Raw genomic sequence first — 20081 nt, 5'->3', positions numbered from 1 at the left:
TCAGCGCCGCTGGCGCTGCTTCTGCAGGGTATAGAGCTCGCGGATCAGCGCTCGGCAGCCCTTCAAGCACTCCTCGATCACCGGCTCGATGGCGTCGGGCAGGGGGTGAGTGTAGAGGGTCGAGAGGGCCTGCATCAGCACCCGCTCCTGCTCGAGCAGTTCGCCGATCACCACCTGGCTCTCGTTGCCAACGAAGCTCTTCAGCCGGCTCCACAGCCACATGTAGTCGTCGCGCTCTACGTCGGCGTCGCGGGGCAGCATATTGAGATGCTGACGGGCCAGCTCCTGAAGCTCGCTCATCGACCTGCTCCTGGCCTCATAATGGGGCTTGAGGGCGTCGCGCAGGGTTGGACGCAGGCGCTCCAGGTTGTCCTGGAAATAGTCGATGCTGTCGGCCAGCGCCTCCAGGGCGCTGTCCATCGCCACCTGGCGATTATCGAGAAACATGAGCGGTCACCTCCTCCGGTGACGCAGATTGTGGCCGGGGAAACACTGTTTTACTACCCCCGGAGAGGAATAAAATCTCCCCATATTGGGCCAGGCCGGTGCCATCCTGGCTATTACCCCTTGGGTTTAGGCGGCACCTTGCGGCTCGGTGCGGCATTCTTCTCGATATGCTCGATGATCAGCCCGGCGATGTCCTTGCCGGTGGCGGCCTCGATACCCTGCAGGCCGGGGGAGGAGTTGACCTCCATGATGACCGGCCCATGGTTGGAGCGCAGCAGGTCGACGCCCGCCACCCGCAGGCCCATGGCCTTGGCGGCGCGGATCGCCGTGGAGCGCTCCTCCGGGGTGATACGGATCACGCTGGCGCTTCCGCCACGGTGCAGGTTGGAGCGAAACTCACCCGCGGCGGCCTGGCGCTTCATGGACGCCACCACCTTGTCGCCGATCACCAGGCAGCGGATGTCGGCACCACGCGCCTCTGTGATGTACTCCTGCACCATGATGTTGGCCTTCAAGCCCAGGAAGGCCTGGATCACGCTTTCGGCGGCCTGGTTGGTCTCGGCCAGCACCACGCCGATGCCCTGGGTGCCCTCCAGCAGCTTGATGACCAGTGGCGCCCCCTTGACCATGGTGATCAGGTCGGGGATGTCGTCCGGGGAGTGGGCGAAGCCGGTGATCGGCAGGCCCAGCCCCTTGCGCGAGAGCAGCTGCAGCGAGCGCAGCTTGTCCCGAGAGCGGGTGATGCCCACCGAGTCGTTGAGCACGTAGGTACCCATCATCTCGAACTGGCGCAGCACGGCGCAGCCGTAGAAGGTCACCGAGGCGCCGATGCGCGGGATCACAGCGTCGAAGGGCTCAAGCTCCTGGCCCTTGAGATGGATCGAGGGGTGGTGAGAGGCGATGCTCATGTAGCAGCGCAGGGTATCGACCACCCGAGCGCTGTGACCCCGTTGTTCGGCGGCCTCCACCAGACGGCGGGTGGAGTAGAGATTGCGGTTGCGTGACAGCAGCGCGATATGCATTGAAGGACTCCAGTGGCCGTAGGTCGGGGTGGCGTTCGCATCAGGGTTCGCCATGCAGGAAGGCAGCGCCGGGCGCCACCAGCAGGCGGCGCAGGGCTCGGCGCCCCAGCAGCATGGGGTGACGCATGTTGCGACGGTCGGTCAGGGTCAGCTCTACAGGGAACTCCAGGTCGCCCAGGTGCATGGAGGTACGGATCACGTAGCGCCACTCCTCCTGGCCGTTGGAGCTGCGGACCTTGCGGCGGTCATGCAGGTGCATGCGGAACACGTGGGGCGGCGTGTGCGGGCCGCCGCTGCGGGTAGTGAAGCTCACCCACAGGTGGCCGTCCTCCTCGTAGGACTCGATGTCCTCGGCGTGCAGGGCGGAGGTGCGCGCGCCGGTGTCTGCCTTGGCGCACAGGGTGAGGTGCATTTCCGGCAGTTCTACCATTTCACGGCGGCCGATCACCGCCTTGGGGGTATAGGGCAGTTCTCTCATGCTCATGGGAATCCTTGCAGGCCTGTCAGCGGGTCAGGGCGGCCAGGCGCCGGCCGATGGGGCTCTCGGGAGCGGCCTCGCGCAGTGTCATCAGAACCGGCAGGCGCAGCCGCGGCACCAGGGCCAGGTCGCGAGCCACGCTCATGAAGTCGGCGTCTTCGCAGCCTGCCAGGCGGGCCAGGAAGTGCGGCAGCCGTTGGGCGTCCTCCAGGTGGTGCCAGCCGCGCCCGGCCATGGCCGCCAGCAGGTCGGGACCGCAGGCGTCGGCATCGGCCAGTAGCTCGTCGTACCAGGCACCGGCGAGGTCGCTGTCGGCGCCGGCCACGGCGCGAACGCAGGCGGTGAACGCCTCGATGTCGCCGGCCCGTGCCGCCGCTTCGCCCCGATCGTGCAGGGCTCGGGCCAGGTCGGCCCCGATGGCCACGTGCTCCAGACAGTAGCATAGCGAGGTAAGCACTTCGCCAGGCAGCGCCGGCAGCCGGGTGGCCAGGCGGGCCTGGTCATCGGCGTCCATGCGCACGACGAAATCAGCCAGCCCCTGCAGGCCCAGGGCCTGCCAGTCGATCTCCTGCTGGCCGCTCAGGTAGGCCTCCACCGGCTCCAGATGCTGACTGGCCGCCATTCCCAGGTCGAGGCTTGCGCGGGCGTGTAGCAGGGCCTGGAAGGGCAACGAGGGAGTGAAGGCCAGCGGGTTGTCCTTCATCAGGTTGTCCACTGCCTCGCCGTCTTCGCGTCCAACGCTGGCCACGCTGCGCCCCAGGGTCTCCAGCAGGCGCTGCAGGAAGGCATCGCGGGGGGCCGGCACCAGCTGGCCCTGCTCGTCCAGCGGCAGGGCCAGGAACCAGATCAGCGGGTCGCGCATGTTGCCCAGGCGGAACACCAGGCCCAGGCGTGCCTGGCCCTGCCAGGGGGCCGGCCAGGCTAGTTCGTCGGCCTCGAAGGCCGCCAGGGTGGCCATGTCGCAGGGCTCCACGCGCCGGCCCAGATGGTAGAGCCGGACCGCGGCGCCGCTGCGCACGAAGAAGTCTTGTAAGGTGTTGATGGGCTGCATGCTCTCTCCCGTCTTCGAACCGTGCACTCTACCTTGGCGCCGCGTCGCTGTCAGCAGCTTCCGGGTGGACGAAGCCTGTGTCTGATCAATTCTTGAACGATAGAGCCGGAGGCCCATGAGGCGTGGCCTCGAGCGTCCTTTCCAGAGTTTATCCACAGTCCCGTTCAGGAAAACTGTGAACTATACACAGCGACGTCGGAACGCCCTGGCCGGGTGTGGAAAACACGGTGTATAAGCCCGGTGTCATAGCCCGATGTATCCCCCTGTGGGGAAAGCCTGGTGGGGTGGCCGGGTCGGGGGCTGGCAGGGATAATGGCCTCTCATGCATGCGAGGAGCTCACAATGAGCGCACACCAGGAACTGGCGGCCGCCCTGCGCGAACTGGAGGCCACCATGCGCGCCACCGACCAGTGGCGCATGGCCCGGCCGGACCCCATTGACTTCGATAGCATCGAGCCCTTCTGCGCCGACACCATGGCGCTCCCCCAGTGGCTGCGATTCGTGTTCATCGTGCGCCTGGAAGCCCTGGTGGAGGCCAGAGCGCCGCTGCCGGCGAAGTGCGAGGTCGCTCCCGCAGTGGAGGCCTGGCTGGCACAGTCCGGGGTTGGGAGCGTCGAGCGGCTGATGCTGACCCAGGCCGTTGAGGCGATCGACCGGCTGGTCACCGAGAACTGACGCCATTGGCCTGCCGGAAACGCAGCAGGGCCCGCCATTGGCGGGCCCTGCTGCGTCTTCCTCGCTGGAAGGATCAGAAGCGGTAGCTGATGCCGCCCATCACCACCAGGGGGTCGATCTTCACGGTGCCTACTTCGGTGCCGTTCAGACTGGCGTCGGTGTCGATATCGATATACCAGGCGGCGGCGTTCAGCGCCCAGTTGTCGTTGATCAGCACGTCCACGCCCACCTGGCCGGCGGCCCCCCAGGAACTGGAGAGGTCGAGATCGATGCCATCGATGTCGAGTTTCTCGCTGGAGAAGCGGGTGTAGTTGACGCCCACGCCCATATAGGGCTGCACCAGGGCCGCGGTGCCACCCATCGGGTAGTACTGGACGGTCAGGGTCGGCGGCAGGTGCTTGGTGGAGGCCAGGTTGCTGCCGTTCAAGTTGATGTCATGCTCGAAGGGCAGCGCCGCCAGCAGCTCCACGCCGACGTTGTCGTGGAAGCGGTAGCCAAGGGTAAAGGCGAAGTTGGTATCGTCCTGAACATCTACCGAAAGATCGCCAAGAGCCGTATCGAGGTTACCGTTATCGCTCTTGGGAGCCACCTTGGCGACGCCGAGGCGGGTAAAGAAGTCGCCCACGCCGTAGGCCAGCGCCTGGGTGCTAGTGGTGAAAGCGGCGGCGGCCAGGCCGGCGGCGAGCAGGGTGGGGAGGGTCTTGCGCATGGGGCGACTCCTTTTTATGGCTTGTGGCTAACAACTGACAGGTCAGGACCTGTCGATCAATAACCCCAGTTTAATCAGCATGCATCTCGGCGTTATTGACCCAGAGCAAGTATCTTGCATTGCAGCACTCGCCCACCCACCGTGCGTTTATAGCCCAGAACGCACAGCACAGAACGCAAGACGCCGGGCCCAGGCCCGGCGTCTTGCGTTCTGTGCTAGCGTGCTGTCTGCGGTCAGAAGCGCAGGGTCACGCCGCCGCCGATGGTCATCGGGTCCACCTTGGCGGTACCGATGCGCTCACCGCCCACGGAGAGGCGCGAGTCCACGTCGGCGTAGTTGGCGAAGCCGTTGAGCATCAGGTTGTCGGTGATGGCGAGATCCATGCCCACTTGGCCCACGGCGCCGTAGCTGCGGCGGGCGTCCACGCCTTCCGGCTCACCGGAGAAGCGGGTGTAGTTGAGGCCGGCGCCCACATAGGGCTGCACGCGTGATTCCAGGCCGCCCAGCGGGTAGTAGTTGACCAGCAGGTTGACTGGCATCCGGTCGATGGTGCCTGACTCACCGCCGGCACTGACCGTGTGCTCGATCTTCTCCGAGCCGTTCAGCTCCACGCCGACTTTGTCGTGGAACAGGTAGCCGGCGCCTAAGGTGAAGCCGGTCTCGCCGCTGCTGACGCCGTCGAGCACGCCATTGTCGGAGCGGGTGTCGGACTTGGCGAAGCCGCCGCGCACGAAGGTGTCGCCGGCGCTGTAGGCAAGGGCAGCCTGACTGGCGAAGGCACAGCTGGCGGCAATGGCAGCGGCGGTGATCAGTCGAGTAGTACGCATGGTCAGGATCCTCCTGTTGCTTCACGCGATGGCCAAGCCGGAATGCCCGGTGGCCTATGACCAAGGTATTATAAGAAACACTGTTTCTAAATGTCTCGTCACGAGTCGTCAAGAATTGTGTATGTTCTTTTCCAATGGCCGGGCAGGGGGCAGACATGAGGACGCCGAACATGAAAGCGCCGAGCAGGAGCCCGGCGCCGTGGTGGGGGAGTACTGGATCAGAAGCGGTAGCTGATGCCCCCGCCGATGGTCATGGGGTCGATCTTGGCCTCGCCGATGTCGGTGCCACCCAGGCGCACGTCGGCGGAGACGTCGGCATAGCTGACGAAGCCGTTGAGCATCAGGCCCTGTGCCACGGCCAGATCCACGCCCAGCTGGCCGATGGCCCCATAGCTGCGGCGCACGTCCAGCCCCTCCAGCTCTTCCCCGGAGAAGCGGGTGTAGTTGAGGCCGGCGCCCACGTAGGGCTGGACGCGAGAGTCCATGCCGCCCATGGGGTAGTAATTCACCATAAGGTTGACCGGCATCCGGTCCACGCTGCCGATCGGTCCGCCGGCGAGAGTCAGGTCATGCTCGACCTTCTCCTGGCCGCTGAGCTCGATGCCGAGCTTGTCGGTAAAGAGATAGCCCAAGCCGTAGTAGAGTCCCCGCTCGTCGGAAACACCCAGACGCAGGTTGTCGGGCGTCAGGTCACCATTGTTGGATGTGACATCGGTCTGGGCGATGCCACCGCGGACGAAGATGTCACCGGCGCTGTAGGCCAGGGCCATCTGGCTGGTGATCAGGCTCCCGGCAGTCAGCAGGGCGGCGGTGAGGAAGGGGTGCTTGTTCATCAGGGAGTCCTCTCGTCAGTCGTGGGCGCCGAAGGCCCGGGGGTCTTTTCTTGTACAACAACGACTATTGAAGAACATCATATAGAAGTCTTGTAAAGAATTACCATCGCGGTGATAGGCGTTGTCCCGCTCAGGGCCTTGAGGAGGACGGATCACCTGTACAAGTCTTGTCGCATTGTGGCATCGGCGGCTCGCGCCCTCCGCGGAAATCGTCTTGACTGAGGGGAGCTGACAAGGAGAGCGGAGATGAGACCCGAGATGTCCCTTCGACACCCGTGGTGGAGCGAGGCAGCGCCCCTCCTGGTCGCCGCCGGCCTGGCAATCTGGCTGCTGCTGCAGCCGGGGTTGATTCAGGGGTTGCCGCTCACGCTGCGCTTGCCGGCTGTCCTGCTGGGCATATGGGCCCTGGGCGCCGCCTTCCTGCGCCCAATGGCGCTTGAACCATCCCGTCGCTGGCAGCGCCGGATCCTGTCGCCGCCCTGGAGCCAACTGGCCCTTGCCCTCTTTGCCTTGGTGATAGTGCTCCGCGCGCTGCTGGCCTGAGCGTTGGGCCAGGCCGTCATCCCAGGATGCAGAAAGCCGCCCCAGAGGCGGCTTCGTGGTATCTGACGATGAAGGCCAGGAAGGCGCCGGCGTTACGTCAAGCCGTCATGTATTCGGTTCTCGGTGTGTCATCAGACAATAAAAAAGAGCTCCCGCAGGAGCCCCTTTTACCACGTTGAGTGTGTGATTCTCGCTTTACTCTATTAGCGACTGATGTGCTGATATTCACCAGCATCGGCAGTAACGCTGCTCACCACGATGATGGCGATGAAGGAAGCGATGAAGCCAGGAATGATCTCGTACACACCGGGACCACCCATGAACTCTGCATTCCAGCCCAGTGTAATCCAGATCATGACGGTGGCGGCACCCACCACCATCCCCGCGATGGCGCCAGCGCCGTTCGTGCGCGGCCACATCAGCGACAGGATAATCAGCGGGCCAAATGCCGCACCGAAGCCTGCCCAGGCGTTACTCACCAGCCCCAGAACCTGAGAGTTCTCATCCGACGCAATGACGGCTGCCACCAGACCCACCAGCACGACACAAACCCGGCCGATGGCGACGGTCTCCTTGTCCTTGGCCTCTTTGCGCAGGAACAGGCGATAGAAGTCCTCGGTCAATGAGGAAGACGACACCAGAAGCTGGCTGGAAATGGTACTCATGATGGCAGCCAGGAGAGCCGCATAGAGGAAGCCGGTGATCAGCGGATGGAAAAGCAGTTCCGCCAGGATGATAAAGATGGTTTCAGGATCCTGAACATCCATGCCATTGCGGACCGCAAAGGCCCTGCCGAATATACCCAGAGAAATGGCACCGATCAGGGAGATGAGCATCCAGCTCATGCCGATGTTACGGGCAACCGGAACATCCTTCAGCGTCCGGATGGCCATGAACCGCACGATGATGTGCGGCTGCCCGAAATACCCCAGCCCCCAGGTCACCGCAGACAGCCACCCAACGAAGGTCAGGCCCGCTGTCCAGGACAGCAGCGTAGGATCGACTTCATTCAGGGTCTCTGACGCCTGAGCGAAACCGCCGCCACCTTCGCCGAACAGCACAACCATTGGCATGATCACCAGTGCCAGCATCATGATGCAGCCTTGCACGAAGTCCGTCATGCTCACGGCCAGGAAGCCGCCGACGACTGTATAAATAAGTACCACCCCCAGTGTGATGATGATACCCATGGCGTAGTCGCTCAGTCCGCCGACGTTGATGATTCCGGAAAACGCGCTTTCGAACAGCTTGCCGCCTGCCACCAGGCCTGACGCCGTGTAAACCGCGAAGAAGATCACAATGACGATAGCGGATACTGTTCTCAGCGACATCGCTCGAGTCGGGAACCGGTTTGCCAGGAATTCTGGAATGGTAATCGCATTGCCATAGTGAACCGTCTGTTCGCGCAGGCGTGGAGCGACCAGCGTCCAGTTGAAGAACGCTCCTACGAGCAGGCCAATACCGATCCAGGCCGACCCCAAGCCTGAGACAAACATCGCCCCGGGCAAACCCAGTAGCAACCAGCCGCTCATGTCCGAAGCACCGGCCGACAGGGCCGCCACTTGTGGACTGAGGGCTCGGCCACCCAGCATGTAATCTTCAGAGGTTGACGTGGATTTGCGCATGGCATAAACGCCGATGGCGATCATGAGCGCAAAGTAACCTACAAGACTGATCCAAACACCAATAGCCATAAAAACTTCTCCAGTGTCATCAGGGCGGAGCAGGCTCCGGCCGGTTAGTGCGCTTACCGAGCAGAGTCCGGTAGTGGCACGGTGTTATTTTTGTTGACTCCGTTTTCTATTCACGTAACGGGGCACAGCGACCGTCCACCGAGGATGTCGTCGGAGAGGTTGGTGGTGCATTTGTAGGCGACGATCCCGATGCCGAGCATCAGCGGGAGATACATCAGGAAGGTGAAGCCGACAGACACGTTGCTTTCAACCATGAGGGGATTCCTTCAGTTTTATTGTCGTTACTGACGAGTGGGGCTCACTCGTCTCCCAGCGCAAGCAGTGACGCGTTGCCGCCCAGCGCGGCGGTATTCACGGTCACCGTCTTTTCCGTGGCGAAGCGCAGCAGATAGTGCGGCCCGCCGGCCTTGGGTCCGGTACCGGAGAGGCCTTGGCCACCGAAGGGCTGAACGCCCACGACAGCACCGATGATATTGCGGTTCACATACACGTTGCCGACGCGAATCTTCTGCGCGATTTCCTCGGCAAAGGACTCATTGCGGCTGTGCACGCCAAAGGTTAGTCCATAACCCCGTCCGTTGATCGAGGCGATCACCCGGTCGATCTCGCTGGCCTGGTAGCGCACGATGTGCAGCACCGGGCCGAACTGCTCCCTTTCCAGCGCCTCGATGCCATAGATCTCGAAGGCCACCGGGGCGACGAAGGTGCCATCACCGGTGAAGAGCGGGTCGAGTCGGGTCTCGGCGACCAGCCGCCCCTCGGCCTTGAGCCTCTCGATGTGTGCGGTGAGTCCCTGGCGGGCGTCCTCGTCGATCACCGGACCCACGTCGGTACCCAGGTCGCGAGGATCGGCGACGCGTAGCTCGGCCATGGCGCCATTCAGGATCTCGATGACCCGGTCGGCCACGTCCTCCTGGAGGTAGAGCACGCGCAGCGCCGAGCAACGCTGGCCGGCGCTCTGGAAGGACGACTGGATGACATCGGCAACGACCTGCTCGGGCAGGGCGGTGGAGTCGACGATCATGGCGTTCATGCCGCCGGTCTCGGCGATCAGCGCCGGCAGGGGGGCCCCCTCCCGGGCGGCCAGGGCGCGGTTGATGATCTGCGCCGTGTCGGTGCCGCCGGTGAAGACCACCCCGGTGATGCGCGGGTCGCGGGTCAGCACGCTGCCCACGGTGGGGCCGTCGCCGGGCAGCAGCTGGACCACATCGCGCGGCATGCCGGCTTCATACAGCAGCTCGATCACCCGGTGGGCGACGATGGAGGTCTGCTCGGCGGGCTTGGCCAACACGGTGTTGCCGGCCACGGCGGCGGCCACCACCTGGCCGCAGAAGATCGCCACCGGGAAGTTCCAGGGGCTGATGGCCGCGAAGACGCCCTTGCCGCCCAGCATCAGCTGGTTGGACTCGCCGGTGGGACCGGGCAGGGCGATGGGGTGACCGAACAGCTCCTCCGCCTTCATGGCGTAGTAGCGGCAGAAGTCCACCGCCTCCTTGATCTCGTCGACGCCATCGGTGAGCAGCTTGCCGCCCTCCCGGGAGCAGAGCGTCATCAGCTCGGCCATGTGGGTTTCCATCAGGTCGCCCAGGCGGCGCACGATGGCGGCGCGCTCGGCCACCGGCGTGGCCTCCCAGCGCGGGAAGGCGGCCCAGGCGGCGTCCACCGCGCGTGCGGCCTGCTCGGCGCTGGTCCACTGCACCGTGCCGACCCTCTTCCTGCGGTCATAGGGGCTCTTCACCTCGTGCTGGCTCGAGGGGGCGTCGGGGACCTCGAAGGCCAGCAGCGGCCCCACCCGATGCTCCTTCTTCATGGAGGCGGCCATCTCCTCCATCAGCGGCTGGTACTGGCTGCGCACGTTGAGGTTGACGCCGCGGGAGTTGCGACGGCCGGGGCCGAAGATGTCACCGGGGAGGGGGATGCGCGGGTTAGCATAGGTCCGGTACTGGCGGAGCGTCTCGGCGGGGTGGACGCAGAGCGACTCCACCGGCACGTCGGGGTCCACCAGCTGGTGCACGAAGGAGGAGTTGGCGCCGTTCTCGAGCAGCCGACGCACCAGGTAGGGAAGCAGGTCCTTGTGGGCGCCTACGGGAGCATAGATGCGGCAGTAGGTGCCCTGCGGTGCACGGGCCAGGGCGGCATCGTAGAGCGCCTCGCCCATGCCGTGCAGGCGCTGGAACTCGAACGGGCGGATGGCCTCGTTGGCCAGTTCCAGGATGGTGCTGATGGTGTGGGCGTTGTGGGTGGCGAACTGCGGGAAGATGCGCCCGCGGGTGCCGTCCGAGAGCAGGAAGCGAGCGCACACCAGGTAGGCCACATCGGTGCTTGCCTTGCGGGTATAGACCGGATAGCCGTCGACGCCGAGCTGCTGGGACTCCTTTATCTCGCTGTCCCAGTAGGCGCCCTTGACCAGGCGCAGGGGAATCTCGTCGCCCTCCTGGTCGGCCAGCCGGTTGAGGTAGTGCAACACCGGCAGGGCACGCGTGGCGTAGGCCTGCACCACCAGGCCGAAGTGGCCCCAACCCTGGCAGATGTCACTTTCGTAGACGGCGCGAAACACCTCCAGCGAGATCTCCAGGCGGTCGACCTCTTCGGCGTCGATGGTAAGCGCCACGTCACGTTCGCGGGCCATGGCCGCGAGCTTCTTCACGCTGTCGACCAGTTCGTGCAGCACCTGCTCGCGACGACCGAACTCGTAGCGCGGGTGCAGCGCCGAGAGCTTGATGGAGACCGAGGGGGCGGGGGTCTTCGCCGATAGCCCCTGGCTGGTCATGCCCACCCGCTCGATGGCCTTGGCATAGTCGTCGAAGTACTTGCGGGCATCCTGGCGGGTGCGCGCGGCCTCGCCGAGCATGTCATAGGAGTAGGTATAGCCCTTGTCGAACAGGGGTCTGGAGCGCTTCAGGGCCTCGTCGATGTCGCGGCCCAGCACGAACTGCTTGCCCATCACCTTCATGGCCTCGCGCATGGCGCGCCGGATCACCGGCTCGCCCAGGCGGTTGACCAGCTTGTTGATGAAGCTCGCCGGCCGGCCATCCTTCGGGTGGTCGAGGTTGATCACCCTTCCAGTCATCAGCAGGCCCCAGGTGGAGGCATTGACGAACCAGGAGTCGCTCTGGCCGAGGTGGGACTTCCAGTCGGCGGGGCCAAGCTTGTCCTCGATCAGCGCATCGGCGGTAGCCGTGTCGGGAATGCGCAGCATGGCCTCGGCCAGACACATCAGCATCAGCCCCTCGTGGGTGTCGAGGCTGTACTGCTGCAGCAATTCGTCGATGGAGTCCACGGCGGTATCCATCTCGCGGATCTCGCGAACCAGTTCGGCGGTCTTGTCGGCGATGCGCTGAAAGTCGCGCGAATCGGCGCTCAGCGCCTGGATCAGCTCGGCGACGAAGCTGTCCTCGTCGACCACATAGTGGTCGCTGATGCGCGTGAAGAGGGTGTCGAGATCCTGCTGCCAGGTGGCGGTATCAAGCATGGTGTTTGAATCGAGCACGAAAGGTCCCCTGCATGTCGTCAGGCGGGAAGGAGCCGCCCGGTGTAGAGCGTGAGCCCTACGTTAAAACGGCAATGGCCCTCACTTTAGGAGTCGCGCCCGGGGGTTGCTTGTGGATTCCGCGGAAGCTGTTGAGGATTTTGCGGTTTCTGCCATCGGGGTGTTGTCTGGGTTAGACTTTCGTCTAGCCATGTGCTCGCGTCAGGGTGGAGTTCGAGAATTGGTCAGGAGCCTGCCGTTGCGGCGCAGGCGGCTGGGGGATGCGTCGAAGGCTTCCCGGCAGGCGTGCGAGAATGCACTCTGGCTGGCGAAGCCGGTTTGGGCGGCGACCTCGGAAAGGGGTAGGTCGCTTCGGGTAAGCAGGTGGCGGGCGGTTTCCAGGCGTCGATTGCGCACATACTGCCAGGGGGTAAGACCGGCCTGCTCGCGAAAACAGTGACGGAAGTGAGCCTCGCTGAGACAGGCCTCTCGAGCCAGGTCGGCAACGGCAAGCGGGCTGGCCAGGTGGCGCTGGATGAAGCGGTCGAGGCGGGCCAGGTCGAGCCGGCGGCCCCGGGGTGGGGCAGTGGCCTCGGCCAGACGGGCGTTCAGGCAGCCGAGCAGGGTGGCGGACAGTCGCTCCTGCTGGGCCCCTGAGCCGCCGGCGACGTCGAGCTCGAGCAGCAGGAAATCCAGGTAGCGCTTGAGGGGGGCATCCAGGGCGAAGAAGCGCGGTGCGTCGAACAGGCGAGACAGCTCGTGGTGAAAGCCGATGAGGCAGTGGGCCTCCCTCGGCAGGTCCAGAATCAGCTGGCGGTTCTGGCTGGTACCCGCATAGTAGTGCACATGATTGGCGGGGACGATGCAGCCCGACAGCGCCGAAATGGCGCCGCCCAGCCCCTCTATCTCGAACTCCGCCCGGCCCTCCAGGCCGATCACGATCTGATGGAAGTCGTGGGCGTGGTGGCGTGTGGCGGTATCGAGGGGGATCTGGCGGATGGCGCTCGACATGTCGGGCCCCGTACAGGCGGTGTGAAAATTCATCCTAGCCCGAATTCCGCACGTCGGTCATTTCACGCTGCGTTGACGCTCCTGGATCGCGAGGTGTCGAGCCAGGTGATCGCGCAGGGCGGTGAGCTCCTCCTGCCCGGTGGCATCGAGCAGCGGCTTGCCCCGGGTAACACGGCCGTGGTTGCCGTGTTCGTCCACCAGCCGCTGGGCACGGCGGCGGATGCCATCCAGGGTATCGTCGTGGCGGATGGGGTAGCCGATGATGGCGTTCCACTCGGTCTCGCTGACCTGGCTCTGCAGGGCGCGATCGATCAGCTCGAGCAGTTGGGCGGGTTCGGTACGATAGCGGGGGGTACCTGAAAGCAGCAGCAGACCGACCATGCCGCCGAAGATCAGGAGGCAGACAACGAAGACAAGCAGGAAGAGAGCCATGGGCGCAACCAGACGATTGATCCCATTCCAGAACTCGCTCTGGACCCACGTAAAAGATGAAGGAAAGTAATGAAGAAACGTGGAGCGGGTGAAGGGAATCGAACCCTCGTCTTAAGCTTGGGAAGCTTCTGCTCTACCATTGAGCTACACCCGCTGGGCGGATTCGATAGTAAAACCAACCGCTTAGCCATGCAAGCCGCGTCGCAGCCTTTTTCGTGATGGCAATGCAAGTTGCTGTTTTCATGGTGTGTTGCCGGGCGGCTGTGAGGGAGGCGCGGCGGAACTCGACGGCGATGACAAGAAATTTTCTGCCTGTACCGAACTTTTCCTTGCAGCAGTGTCTGAATATGCACAGGCAACAGAGCGATAGCAGTCGCTAACACTGTTGTCCTGACTTGCAGACTCGATCGATGCTTGGCCGCTTCCTCCCGGAGGCGGCCTTCTTTTTTTGGCGTAAGCCCTGGTACTGCCGCAGACAGCAGCGCGCCTCGCCGGTTGGCCGGCGAGGCGCGCGAGGCGTCGTGGACAGGCAGATCAGTGACTGTGCTTCGTGCGCATGCTCAGGATGGCGTTGAGCACATCGCGGCGGGTCACGATGCCCACCAGGCGCTCCTGTTCCACCACCGGATAGACCTTGGGCTTGTTGCTCAACATCTCCTGGGCCAGGTCGGTGATGCTCTTGTTGGGCGTAACGGTGAGCACCTCATGGCGCATCAATTCACGGACCAGCGGCGGTTCTTCGTTGAGGTAAGTGCTCTCTAGCACCTTGCCAAGCACGTCCTGCTCCGAGATGAAGCCGATCAGGTGATCGCGATCGTCGACCACCGGGACACCGGGCAGCCTGTGCAATGACAATCCTTCGGCCAGGGTCGACACCGCGGTTTTGGCGGTGACTCGGTAGCAGTCGCGGGACATGATCTCGCGAACGGTGGTGGGGGCCTTGTTGGGCATGGCAGATCTCCTTTTGCCGGTTCATCATCAGCCCGGTCAGCCTACAGCATAGCCGACCCACGGCCAGTGCCGAGCCCGGCAGGGGTTAAACCGTCAACGCTGCGTGGACCGCTTCGGAACCCTGCCTGCGGCTCAGTCTCCAAGAGCCATCATCCCCGACGACACAGGAGTTGCCATGGATGCCCGCGAATACCTTGCCAGGAAAGGCCTGGACGGTGACCGAGAGGTCGAGCGTCCCACGACGCTTGAGGAGAAGGCGTGGGCCCGGGCCCGTGAGGCCGGTGACCATCGGCCGCGAGCCGGCACGCCCCACGACTGGGAGGATTGGGAGCGTCACCACGACGCCCTGGCCGACGGCGCCGAGACATTGCAGCAGAAGATCAACCGCGAGGCCCATCGCCGGCTACTGGAGCACCCGACCCCCGAAGGCGCCGGGGAACACCCGGATCGCAGCGGTACGGCTCTTGCCCGCGACGCAGGAGGCAACAGCTCGGCGCCGCCTGCCTCTGCGGCAGCGCCGTCGGAGTCGCGTGCGGCTCTTCTGGTCCTGGCCGTGCTGGTGCCGCCGTTGGCGGTGGGGCTGATCCGTCAGCCGATGGAGCGCATCTGGTTCTGCCTGCTGCTGACGCTGCTGGGCTGGGTGCCGGGTGTGATCTTCGCCCTGCGCCTGGTGGCTCGCGGCTCTCGCTGAAGTTGGCGAAGATGGTCGGCCTGATTGGTCGCCGCCAGTGGCTGGGCTTGGCAGGACGGTCGGGCGGCGTATAATCATCGTCAACCTTTAATAAACATGGAGTTGACTGTGGGCTATCTCGTCGGCGTTACCGTGCTCTGGGCCTTCTCGTTCTCGCTGATCGGCGTCTATCTGGCAGGCCAGGTGGACAGCTACTTCGCCGTGGCGATGCGGGTGGTGCTGGCGGCCCTGGTCTTCCTGCCCTTCCTGCGCCCGGGACTGCTGCGCGGCCGCCAGCGCCTGGCCCTGATGGGCCTCGGTGCGGTGCAGCTCGGGGTGATGTACATCTTCTTCTATCAGTCCTTCCTGCTGCTCTCGGTGCCCGAGGTGCTGCTCTTCACCATCTTCACACCGCTCTATATCACCCTGCTCGACGACGCCCTGTTCGGCCGTTTCACCCCCTTCTACCTGCTCACCGCGGTGCTGGCCGTGCTGGGCGCCGGGGTGATCCGCTATGACGGCCTCGACAGCGGCTTTCTGCTCGGCTTCCTGGTGGTGCAGGGGGCCAATCTCTGCTTCGCCCTGGGCCAGGTGGGCTTTCGGCGCCTCTCCGCGGAGCTCCCCGATTCACTGCCGCGCCACAGTGTCTTCGCCTGGTTCTACCTGGGGGCGCTGGCCGTCGCCCTGCCGGCCTTTGCCCTGCTGGGCAACGCCAGTGCACTCCCCGCCACCCCTGTGCAGTGGGGCGTCCTGCTGTGGCTGGGCCTGGTGGCCTCCGGGGTGGGCTACTTCCTGTGGAACCTGGGCGCCACCCGGGTCGACGCCGGAGCCCTGGCCATCATGAACAACGCTCTGATTCCCGCGGGCCTGTTGGTCAACCTGGTGATCTGGAACCGTGACGCGGACCTCGTTCGCCTGGCGCTGGGCGGGGCGATCATCGCCGGTTCGCTGTGGCTCAACGAGTGCTGGCTCAAGCGCCGCGTGCCGAGGGCCGCCTGAGACCGCCCGAGGCCGTTTGCCGGGGCGCAGGCCAGTGCCCATAATGGGCCGCTGCGATGCGAGAGGCCCGTGCATGCCATCCGAAAAGAGTTCACCTCAGGGACGCGACGAGCAGGCGTCCTTCCGCAATATCGGCCTGATCGGCCGCCTGGGCAGTTCCCAGGTGGTCGATACCCTGAAGCGCCTGATCCGCTTCCTGGAAGAGCGGGGCCACCATGTGATCATCGAGGACCGCACCGCCACGGTGTTGCTTGACCACGGCCATGCCGAGTCGAGCCGGCGCATGCTGGGGCAACTGTGCGACCTGGTGATCGTGGTGGGCGGCGATGGCAGCCTGCTGGGGGCGGCCCGCACCCTGTGTCACAGCGGTACCCTGGTGCTGGGCGTCAACCGCGGCCGGCTGGGCTTTCTCACCGATATCTCGCCCGACGAGCTCGAGGCCCGGGTCGGCGAGGTGCTCGACGGCCGCTACGAGGTGGAGGAGCGTTTCCTGCTGGACGCCGAGCTCTATCGTGACGGCACCCTGATGGGCAGCGGTGACGCCTTGAACGAGGTGGTGCTGCATCCCGGCAAGGCGGTGCGCATGATCGAGTTCGAACTGTTCATCGACGGCCAGTTCGTCTATAGCCAGCGCAGCGACGGGCTGATCATCGCCACGCCCACTGGCTCCACCGCCTACTCGCTCTCCGGCGGCGGCCCCATCATGCATCCGAAGCTGGACGTGGTGACCCTGGTGCCGATGTTCCCGCATACCCTCTCCAGCCGGCCCATCGTCATCGATGCGGCCAGCGAGATCCGCATCCATATCGGCGAAACCAACCAGACCTATCCGCATATCAGCTGTGACGGCCAGACCCGCGCCGTGGCCAAGCCCGACGATGTGCTGGTGATTCGTCGCAAGCCTCAGTGCGTCCAACTGGTGCACCCGCTGGGCCACAACTTCTTCGAGGTCCTGCGCAGCAAGCTGGGCTGGAGCAATCGCCTGGGAGACTGATGTGAGAACGCAGGCGAAGATCGAAGGCTACGACCTGATCGGCGATGTGCATGGCTGCGGTGCCACTCTGGCGGCCCTGCTCGAGAAGCTCGGCTATCACCAGCGCGGCGGCGTCTATCGTCACCCGCGTAGACGGGTGATCTTTCTCGGCGACCTGATCGACCGCGGGCCGCGCATCCGCCTGGCGGTGCAGATCGCCCGGCGCATGGTGGAGGAGGGCGAGGCCCGCATCGTCATGGGCAACCATGAGTACAACGCCCTGGCCTACTGCCAGCGGGCGCCAAAGGGGCTGGGCCGAGAATGGCTGCGCGAGCACACCCCCCGCAACAACCGCATCATCAACGAGACCCTGGAGCAGTATCGCGACCATCCCCAGGAGTGGGAGGAGGCGCTGGCCTGGTTCATGGAGATCCCGCTGTGCCTGGAGGAAAACGGCCTGCGCGTGGTGCATGCCTGCTGGGATCAACCGTTGATCGACGAGCTGCGTCGGCGCCGGCCGGATGGCTGCATGGACGAGACGTTCCTGATCGAGTCCACGGCACCGGGAACCGGCGCCTTTCGCATCCTCGATCGCCTGACTCGTGGCACCCAGATGCCCCTGCCGCTGGGGGTCGAGATCCACTCCGGGGATGGTTTTACCCGGCGCAGCTTTCGCACTCACTTCTGGGGGCAGTCTCCCGAGACCTGGGGCGACGTGGTGTTCCAGCCCGACAACCTGCCCGGTGATCTCGAGCTGCGGCCGCTCTCGGACGAGGAGCGCGCGCGCCTGGCCCACTACGGGCCCACCGAGCCGCCGCTGTTCATCGGCCACTACTGGTGCGAGGGCATCCCGGCGCTGCCGGCGCCCAATGTGGCCTGCCTGGACTACAGTGCGGTGAAGTTCGGTCGCCTGGTGGCCTACCGCTGGAGCGGCGAGCACCAGCTGGATGCCGACCACTTCGTATGGCTACGGGTCCCCCGGGAGGAGCAGGTGCGGCCGCGCCCCTGGGAGATCAGTTTCGAATGAACGAAACGATCGATACAAAACATTACATCTTTTTTTATGGACGTCGTGAACTCTCCGCGTCACCCGCCCTCAGAGTAGGTGTTCCCTTGAATGATCCCTTGCTCTTGTCCGGCGGCCCCCTCCGCCGGACTTTTTCTTTGTGCGCGTTCGAGACCCCCGTTCCCCCGCTTCAGGAGGCTCCATGTACCGGGTGATGCAGCTGCCCCCCGACCTCGATGCCCGTGAGCTGCGTCGCGCGCTCTGGGCCCATCGCATCGGCCATCGGATCACCGAGGACGCCGAGGGTCAGACCCTGTGGCTGGCCGACCCCCGTCAGCGGGAGGAGCTGCAGCGGCTGCTGGTCCGCTGGCAGCGCGGCGAGCCGCTGATGCCCAAGGGGCGTACCTCGCCCCTGTCCGCGCTACCAACGTCTTCCCTGCTGACGCCACTTCGCCTGGCGCCGGTCACGGCCATCACCCTGGGCCTTTGCCTGGTGGTGTTCGCGGCCATGGCGGTGTTCGGCGACAGGGTGATCGCGGCCCTGGCCATCGTGCCGCTGGGGGTGATCAATGGCAGCCTGGCGGTGGGCAGCCTGGTCGAGGCGGTGCTGGCCGGCCAGGTGTGGCGCCTGCTGTCGCCGGCCTTCCTGCACTTCGGCTGGATGCACCTGATCTTCAACATGCTGTGGCTTTGGTACTTCGGCCGCCAGGTGGAAGCGCTGCAGGGCAGCGGGCGCATGCTGCTGATCCTGCTCGCCGCCGGCATCGGCGCCAACCTGGCCCAGTACGCCGCCGGCACGGTGCTGTTCGGCGGCATGTCAGGGGTCGACTTCGCACTGCTCGGCTACGTCTGGCTGATGTCGCGGCGGGTGCCGGGCAGCGGCTTCTTCGTGCCCCAGATGCTGGTGGTCTTCATGCTCGGCTGGATGGTCTTCACCATGACCGACATGGCCGGCGCCGTGGGCTTCGGCAACGTGGCCAACGAGGCCCACCTGGGTGGGCTGGTCGTGGGCCTGGCACTGGGCTGGTACTATTCCGGGCGAGCGCGTCGGCAGCGCTGAGCTCGCCGTCAGTGCTGTGCTTGCCGTCAGTACATAGAGAGACAAACCATGAGCGATATGACCTTCGAGCGCATGATCCAGCAGATGACCCCGGCCATCTACCAGAGCCTCAAGCAGGCGGTGGAGCTGCGCAAATGGCCGGACGGCCGCCTGCTCAGCCCCGAGCAGACCGAGCTCTGCCTGGAGGCGGTGATGCGCTACGAGTTCGAGAACCAGGTGCCCGAAGAGCAGCGGGTGGGCTATCTGCAGCAGCGCACCTGCGGCGGCGCCAGCAGCGGCGCCGGTGTCGATCCCGCCCTGGCGGGCCTGGCCAAGGACGCCGGCCGTGACTGAGTCGATCGCCGCGGCCGCCGAGGTACAGGGCTGCCTGACCAAGATGGCCATCGCGCCGGGGCAGGGCGGCGAGCCCGCCCGCTATACCCTGCGCGCCGGCGAACAGCGTCTGGCGCTCAACGAACGCCTGGGGCGGCCGCTGACGCTGGCCTGGACCGGCGCGATCGCCTGCACCCACTGTGGCCGGGCGACGAAGAAGAGCTTCGCCCAGGGCCACTGCTACCCCTGCTTCAAGAAGCTGGCCCAGTGCGACACCTGCATCATGAAGCCGGAGACCTGCCACTTCTTTGCAGGCACCTGCCGCGAGCCCGAGTGGGGCGAGCGCCACTGCTTCCAGCCCCATGTCGTCTACCTGGCCAACGCCTCGGGCCTCAAGGTCGGTATCACCCGCGGCACCCAGGTGCCGACCCGCTGGCTCGACCAGGGCGCCGTGCAGGCGCTGCCCATGTTCGAGGTGGACACCCGTCAGCAGTCGGGTTTCGTCGAGATGCTGTTCAAGGAGGAGGTCTCCGACCGCACCAACTGGCGGGCCATGCTCAAGGGCGACACCGTCGAGATGGACCTGCCCGCCGAGCGTGACCGCCTGCTGGCGCGCCTCGAGGGTGGCCTTTCCAACCTGCGCGAGCGCTTCGGCAATGATGCCATTCGCCTGCTCGATGAGCCCCCGGTGACCCTCGACTACCCGGTGCTCGAGTACCCTACCAAGGTGGTGTCTCACAACCTCGACAAGACCCCCGAGATCCGTGGCACCCTGCTCGGTCTCAAGGGGCAGTACCTGATCCTCGACAGCGGCGTGATCAACCTGCGCAAGTACACCGGCTACGAGGTCAGGGTCGCCGCCTGACGGCTCGGCTATCCTGTCGGCATCCGGGACGCTCTGAGGCCAGCCCCGACCGCC

22 protein-coding genes and 1 tRNA gene are annotated in these 20081 nt (G+C 65.1%); 9 read left to right on the top strand and 14 right to left on the bottom strand.

Translation table 11 applies throughout. From position 1 onward, the window contains the following. The 4 genes from ACM26W_RS13255 to ACM26W_RS13240 all read right to left on the bottom strand — a co-directional run bounded on the left by ACM26W_RS13255 (nt 1) and on the right by ACM26W_RS13240 (nt 2998). On the bottom strand, nt 1-447 hold the full coding sequence (locus ACM26W_RS13255) for a hypothetical protein (RefSeq protein ID WP_416137449.1): 447 nt from the start codon (nt 445-447) through the stop codon (nt 1-3). A 113-nt stretch (nt 448-560) separates the two neighbouring features. Then, nucleotides 561-1469, bottom strand: coding sequence for a 30S ribosomal protein S6--L-glutamate ligase (gene rimK, locus ACM26W_RS13250; protein WP_416137448.1), 909 nt, complete (start codon nt 1467-1469; stop codon nt 561-563). A 40-nt stretch (nt 1470-1509) separates the two neighbouring features. After that, nucleotides 1510-1947, bottom strand: coding sequence for an ATP-dependent zinc protease (locus ACM26W_RS13245; protein ID WP_416140891.1), 438 nt, complete (start codon nt 1945-1947; stop codon nt 1510-1512). Nucleotides 1948-1972: 25 nt separating this feature from the next. Beyond that, entirely contained in the window at nt 1973-2998 is a 1026-nt protein-coding gene (locus ACM26W_RS13240; RefSeq protein ID WP_416137447.1) for a DUF3549 family protein, read from the bottom strand. Between the two features lie 342 nt (nt 2999-3340). Between ACM26W_RS13240 and ACM26W_RS13235 the strand changes: the two genes are divergently transcribed. Then, nucleotides 3341-3673, top strand: a complete 333-nt coding sequence (locus ACM26W_RS13235) for a YqcC family protein (RefSeq protein WP_416137446.1) — start codon at nt 3341-3343, stop codon at nt 3671-3673. Between the two features lie 73 nt (nt 3674-3746). On the opposite strand, the gene ACM26W_RS13230 is transcribed toward ACM26W_RS13235, so the two are convergent. From ACM26W_RS13230 to ACM26W_RS13220, 3 genes are all read right to left on the bottom strand, one after another. After that, nucleotides 3747-4382, bottom strand: coding sequence for an OmpW/AlkL family protein (locus ACM26W_RS13230; protein WP_416137445.1), 636 nt, complete (start codon nt 4380-4382; stop codon nt 3747-3749). 233 nt (nt 4383-4615) lie between these two features. Then, on the bottom strand, nt 4616-5209 hold the full coding sequence (locus ACM26W_RS13225; RefSeq protein WP_416137444.1) for an OmpW/AlkL family protein: 594 nt from the start codon (nt 5207-5209) through the stop codon (nt 4616-4618). 218 nt (nt 5210-5427) lie between these two features. After that, nucleotides 5428-6042, bottom strand: a complete 615-nt coding sequence (locus tag ACM26W_RS13220) for an OmpW/AlkL family protein (protein WP_416137443.1) — start codon at nt 6040-6042, stop codon at nt 5428-5430. Between the two features lie 246 nt (nt 6043-6288). On the opposite strand from ACM26W_RS13220, the gene ACM26W_RS13215 reads away from it, so the two are divergent. Further along, nucleotides 6289-6585 carry a hypothetical protein gene (locus tag ACM26W_RS13215; RefSeq protein WP_416137442.1) on the top strand — a complete coding sequence of 99 codons (297 nt, stop codon included), beginning with the start codon at nt 6289-6291 and terminating at the stop codon, nt 6583-6585. A gap of 203 nt (nt 6586-6788) precedes the next feature. Here ACM26W_RS13215 and putP read toward each other — a convergent pair whose 3' ends face one another. The 7 genes from putP to ACM26W_RS13180 form a co-directional block, all read right to left on the bottom strand. Beyond that, the gene (gene putP / locus ACM26W_RS13210) at nt 6789-8279 is read right to left on the bottom strand and encodes a sodium/proline symporter PutP (protein WP_416137441.1); all 1491 of its coding nucleotides are present in this window, start codon (nt 8277-8279) and stop codon (nt 6789-6791) included. 110 nt (nt 8280-8389) lie between these two features. Next, nucleotides 8390-8533 (bottom strand): hypothetical protein, encoded by a 144-nt coding sequence (locus ACM26W_RS13205; protein ID WP_416137440.1) that lies wholly within the window; start codon nt 8531-8533, stop codon nt 8390-8392. A 44-nt stretch (nt 8534-8577) separates the two neighbouring features. Next, on the bottom strand, nt 8578-11751 hold the full coding sequence (gene putA / locus ACM26W_RS13200; RefSeq protein WP_416140890.1) for a bifunctional proline dehydrogenase/L-glutamate gamma-semialdehyde dehydrogenase PutA: 3174 nt from the start codon (nt 11749-11751) through the stop codon (nt 8578-8580). 219 nt (nt 11752-11970) lie between these two features. After that, a complete protein-coding gene (locus ACM26W_RS13195; RefSeq protein ID WP_416137439.1) occupies nt 11971-12759 on the bottom strand; it encodes a helix-turn-helix domain-containing protein in 789 nt (262 codons plus the stop codon). A 57-nt stretch (nt 12760-12816) separates the two neighbouring features. Next, complete coding sequence (locus tag ACM26W_RS13190) at nt 12817-13191, bottom strand: hypothetical protein (protein WP_416137438.1); 375 nt, start codon at nt 13189-13191, stop codon at nt 12817-12819. Between the two features lie 80 nt (nt 13192-13271). Continuing rightward, nucleotides 13272-13345: transfer RNA gene (locus tag ACM26W_RS13185), tRNA-Gly, on the bottom strand. A gap of 380 nt (nt 13346-13725) precedes the next feature. After that, entirely contained in the window at nt 13726-14142 is a 417-nt protein-coding gene (locus ACM26W_RS13180; RefSeq protein ID WP_416137437.1) for a CBS domain-containing protein, read from the bottom strand. A 175-nt stretch (nt 14143-14317) separates the two neighbouring features. On the opposite strand from ACM26W_RS13180, the gene ACM26W_RS13175 reads away from it, so the two are divergent. From ACM26W_RS13175 to ACM26W_RS13145, 7 genes are all read left to right on the top strand, one after another. Then, a complete protein-coding gene (locus ACM26W_RS13175) occupies nt 14318-14833 on the top strand; it encodes a YqaE/Pmp3 family membrane protein (protein WP_416137436.1) in 516 nt (171 codons plus the stop codon). 108 nt (nt 14834-14941) lie between these two features. Beyond that, nucleotides 14942-15811 (top strand): carboxylate/amino acid/amine transporter, encoded by an 870-nt coding sequence (locus ACM26W_RS13170; RefSeq protein WP_416137435.1) that lies wholly within the window; start codon nt 14942-14944, stop codon nt 15809-15811. Nucleotides 15812-15884: 73 nt separating this feature from the next. After that, a complete protein-coding gene (locus tag ACM26W_RS13165) occupies nt 15885-16805 on the top strand; it encodes an NAD(+) kinase (protein ID WP_416137434.1) in 921 nt (306 codons plus the stop codon). A gap of 19 nt (nt 16806-16824) precedes the next feature. Next, nucleotides 16825-17811 (top strand): metallophosphoesterase, encoded by a 987-nt coding sequence (locus ACM26W_RS13160; RefSeq protein WP_416140889.1) that lies wholly within the window; start codon nt 16825-16827, stop codon nt 17809-17811. Between the two features lie 181 nt (nt 17812-17992). Further along, nucleotides 17993-18850, top strand: a complete 858-nt coding sequence (locus ACM26W_RS13155; protein ID WP_416137433.1) for a rhomboid family intramembrane serine protease — start codon at nt 17993-17995, stop codon at nt 18848-18850. Between the two features lie 48 nt (nt 18851-18898). Next, the gene (locus tag ACM26W_RS13150) at nt 18899-19183 is read left to right on the top strand and encodes a YeaC family protein (protein WP_416137432.1); all 285 of its coding nucleotides are present in this window, start codon (nt 18899-18901) and stop codon (nt 19181-19183) included. Nucleotides 19184-19226: 43 nt separating this feature from the next. Next, nucleotides 19227-20027 carry a DUF2797 domain-containing protein gene (locus ACM26W_RS13145; protein ID WP_416140888.1) on the top strand — a complete coding sequence of 267 codons (801 nt, stop codon included), beginning with the start codon at nt 19227-19229 and terminating at the stop codon, nt 20025-20027. Nucleotides 20028-20081: the final 54 nt, after the last annotated feature.

Origin of the sequence: Halomonas sp. HK25, assembly GCF_047795635.1 — a bacterium.
GTDB lineage: Bacteria > Pseudomonadota > Gammaproteobacteria > Pseudomonadales > Halomonadaceae > Halomonas.
The sequence above is the reverse complement of the archived record's forward strand: the minus strand, read 5'-3'. Positions and strand labels throughout refer to the sequence as shown.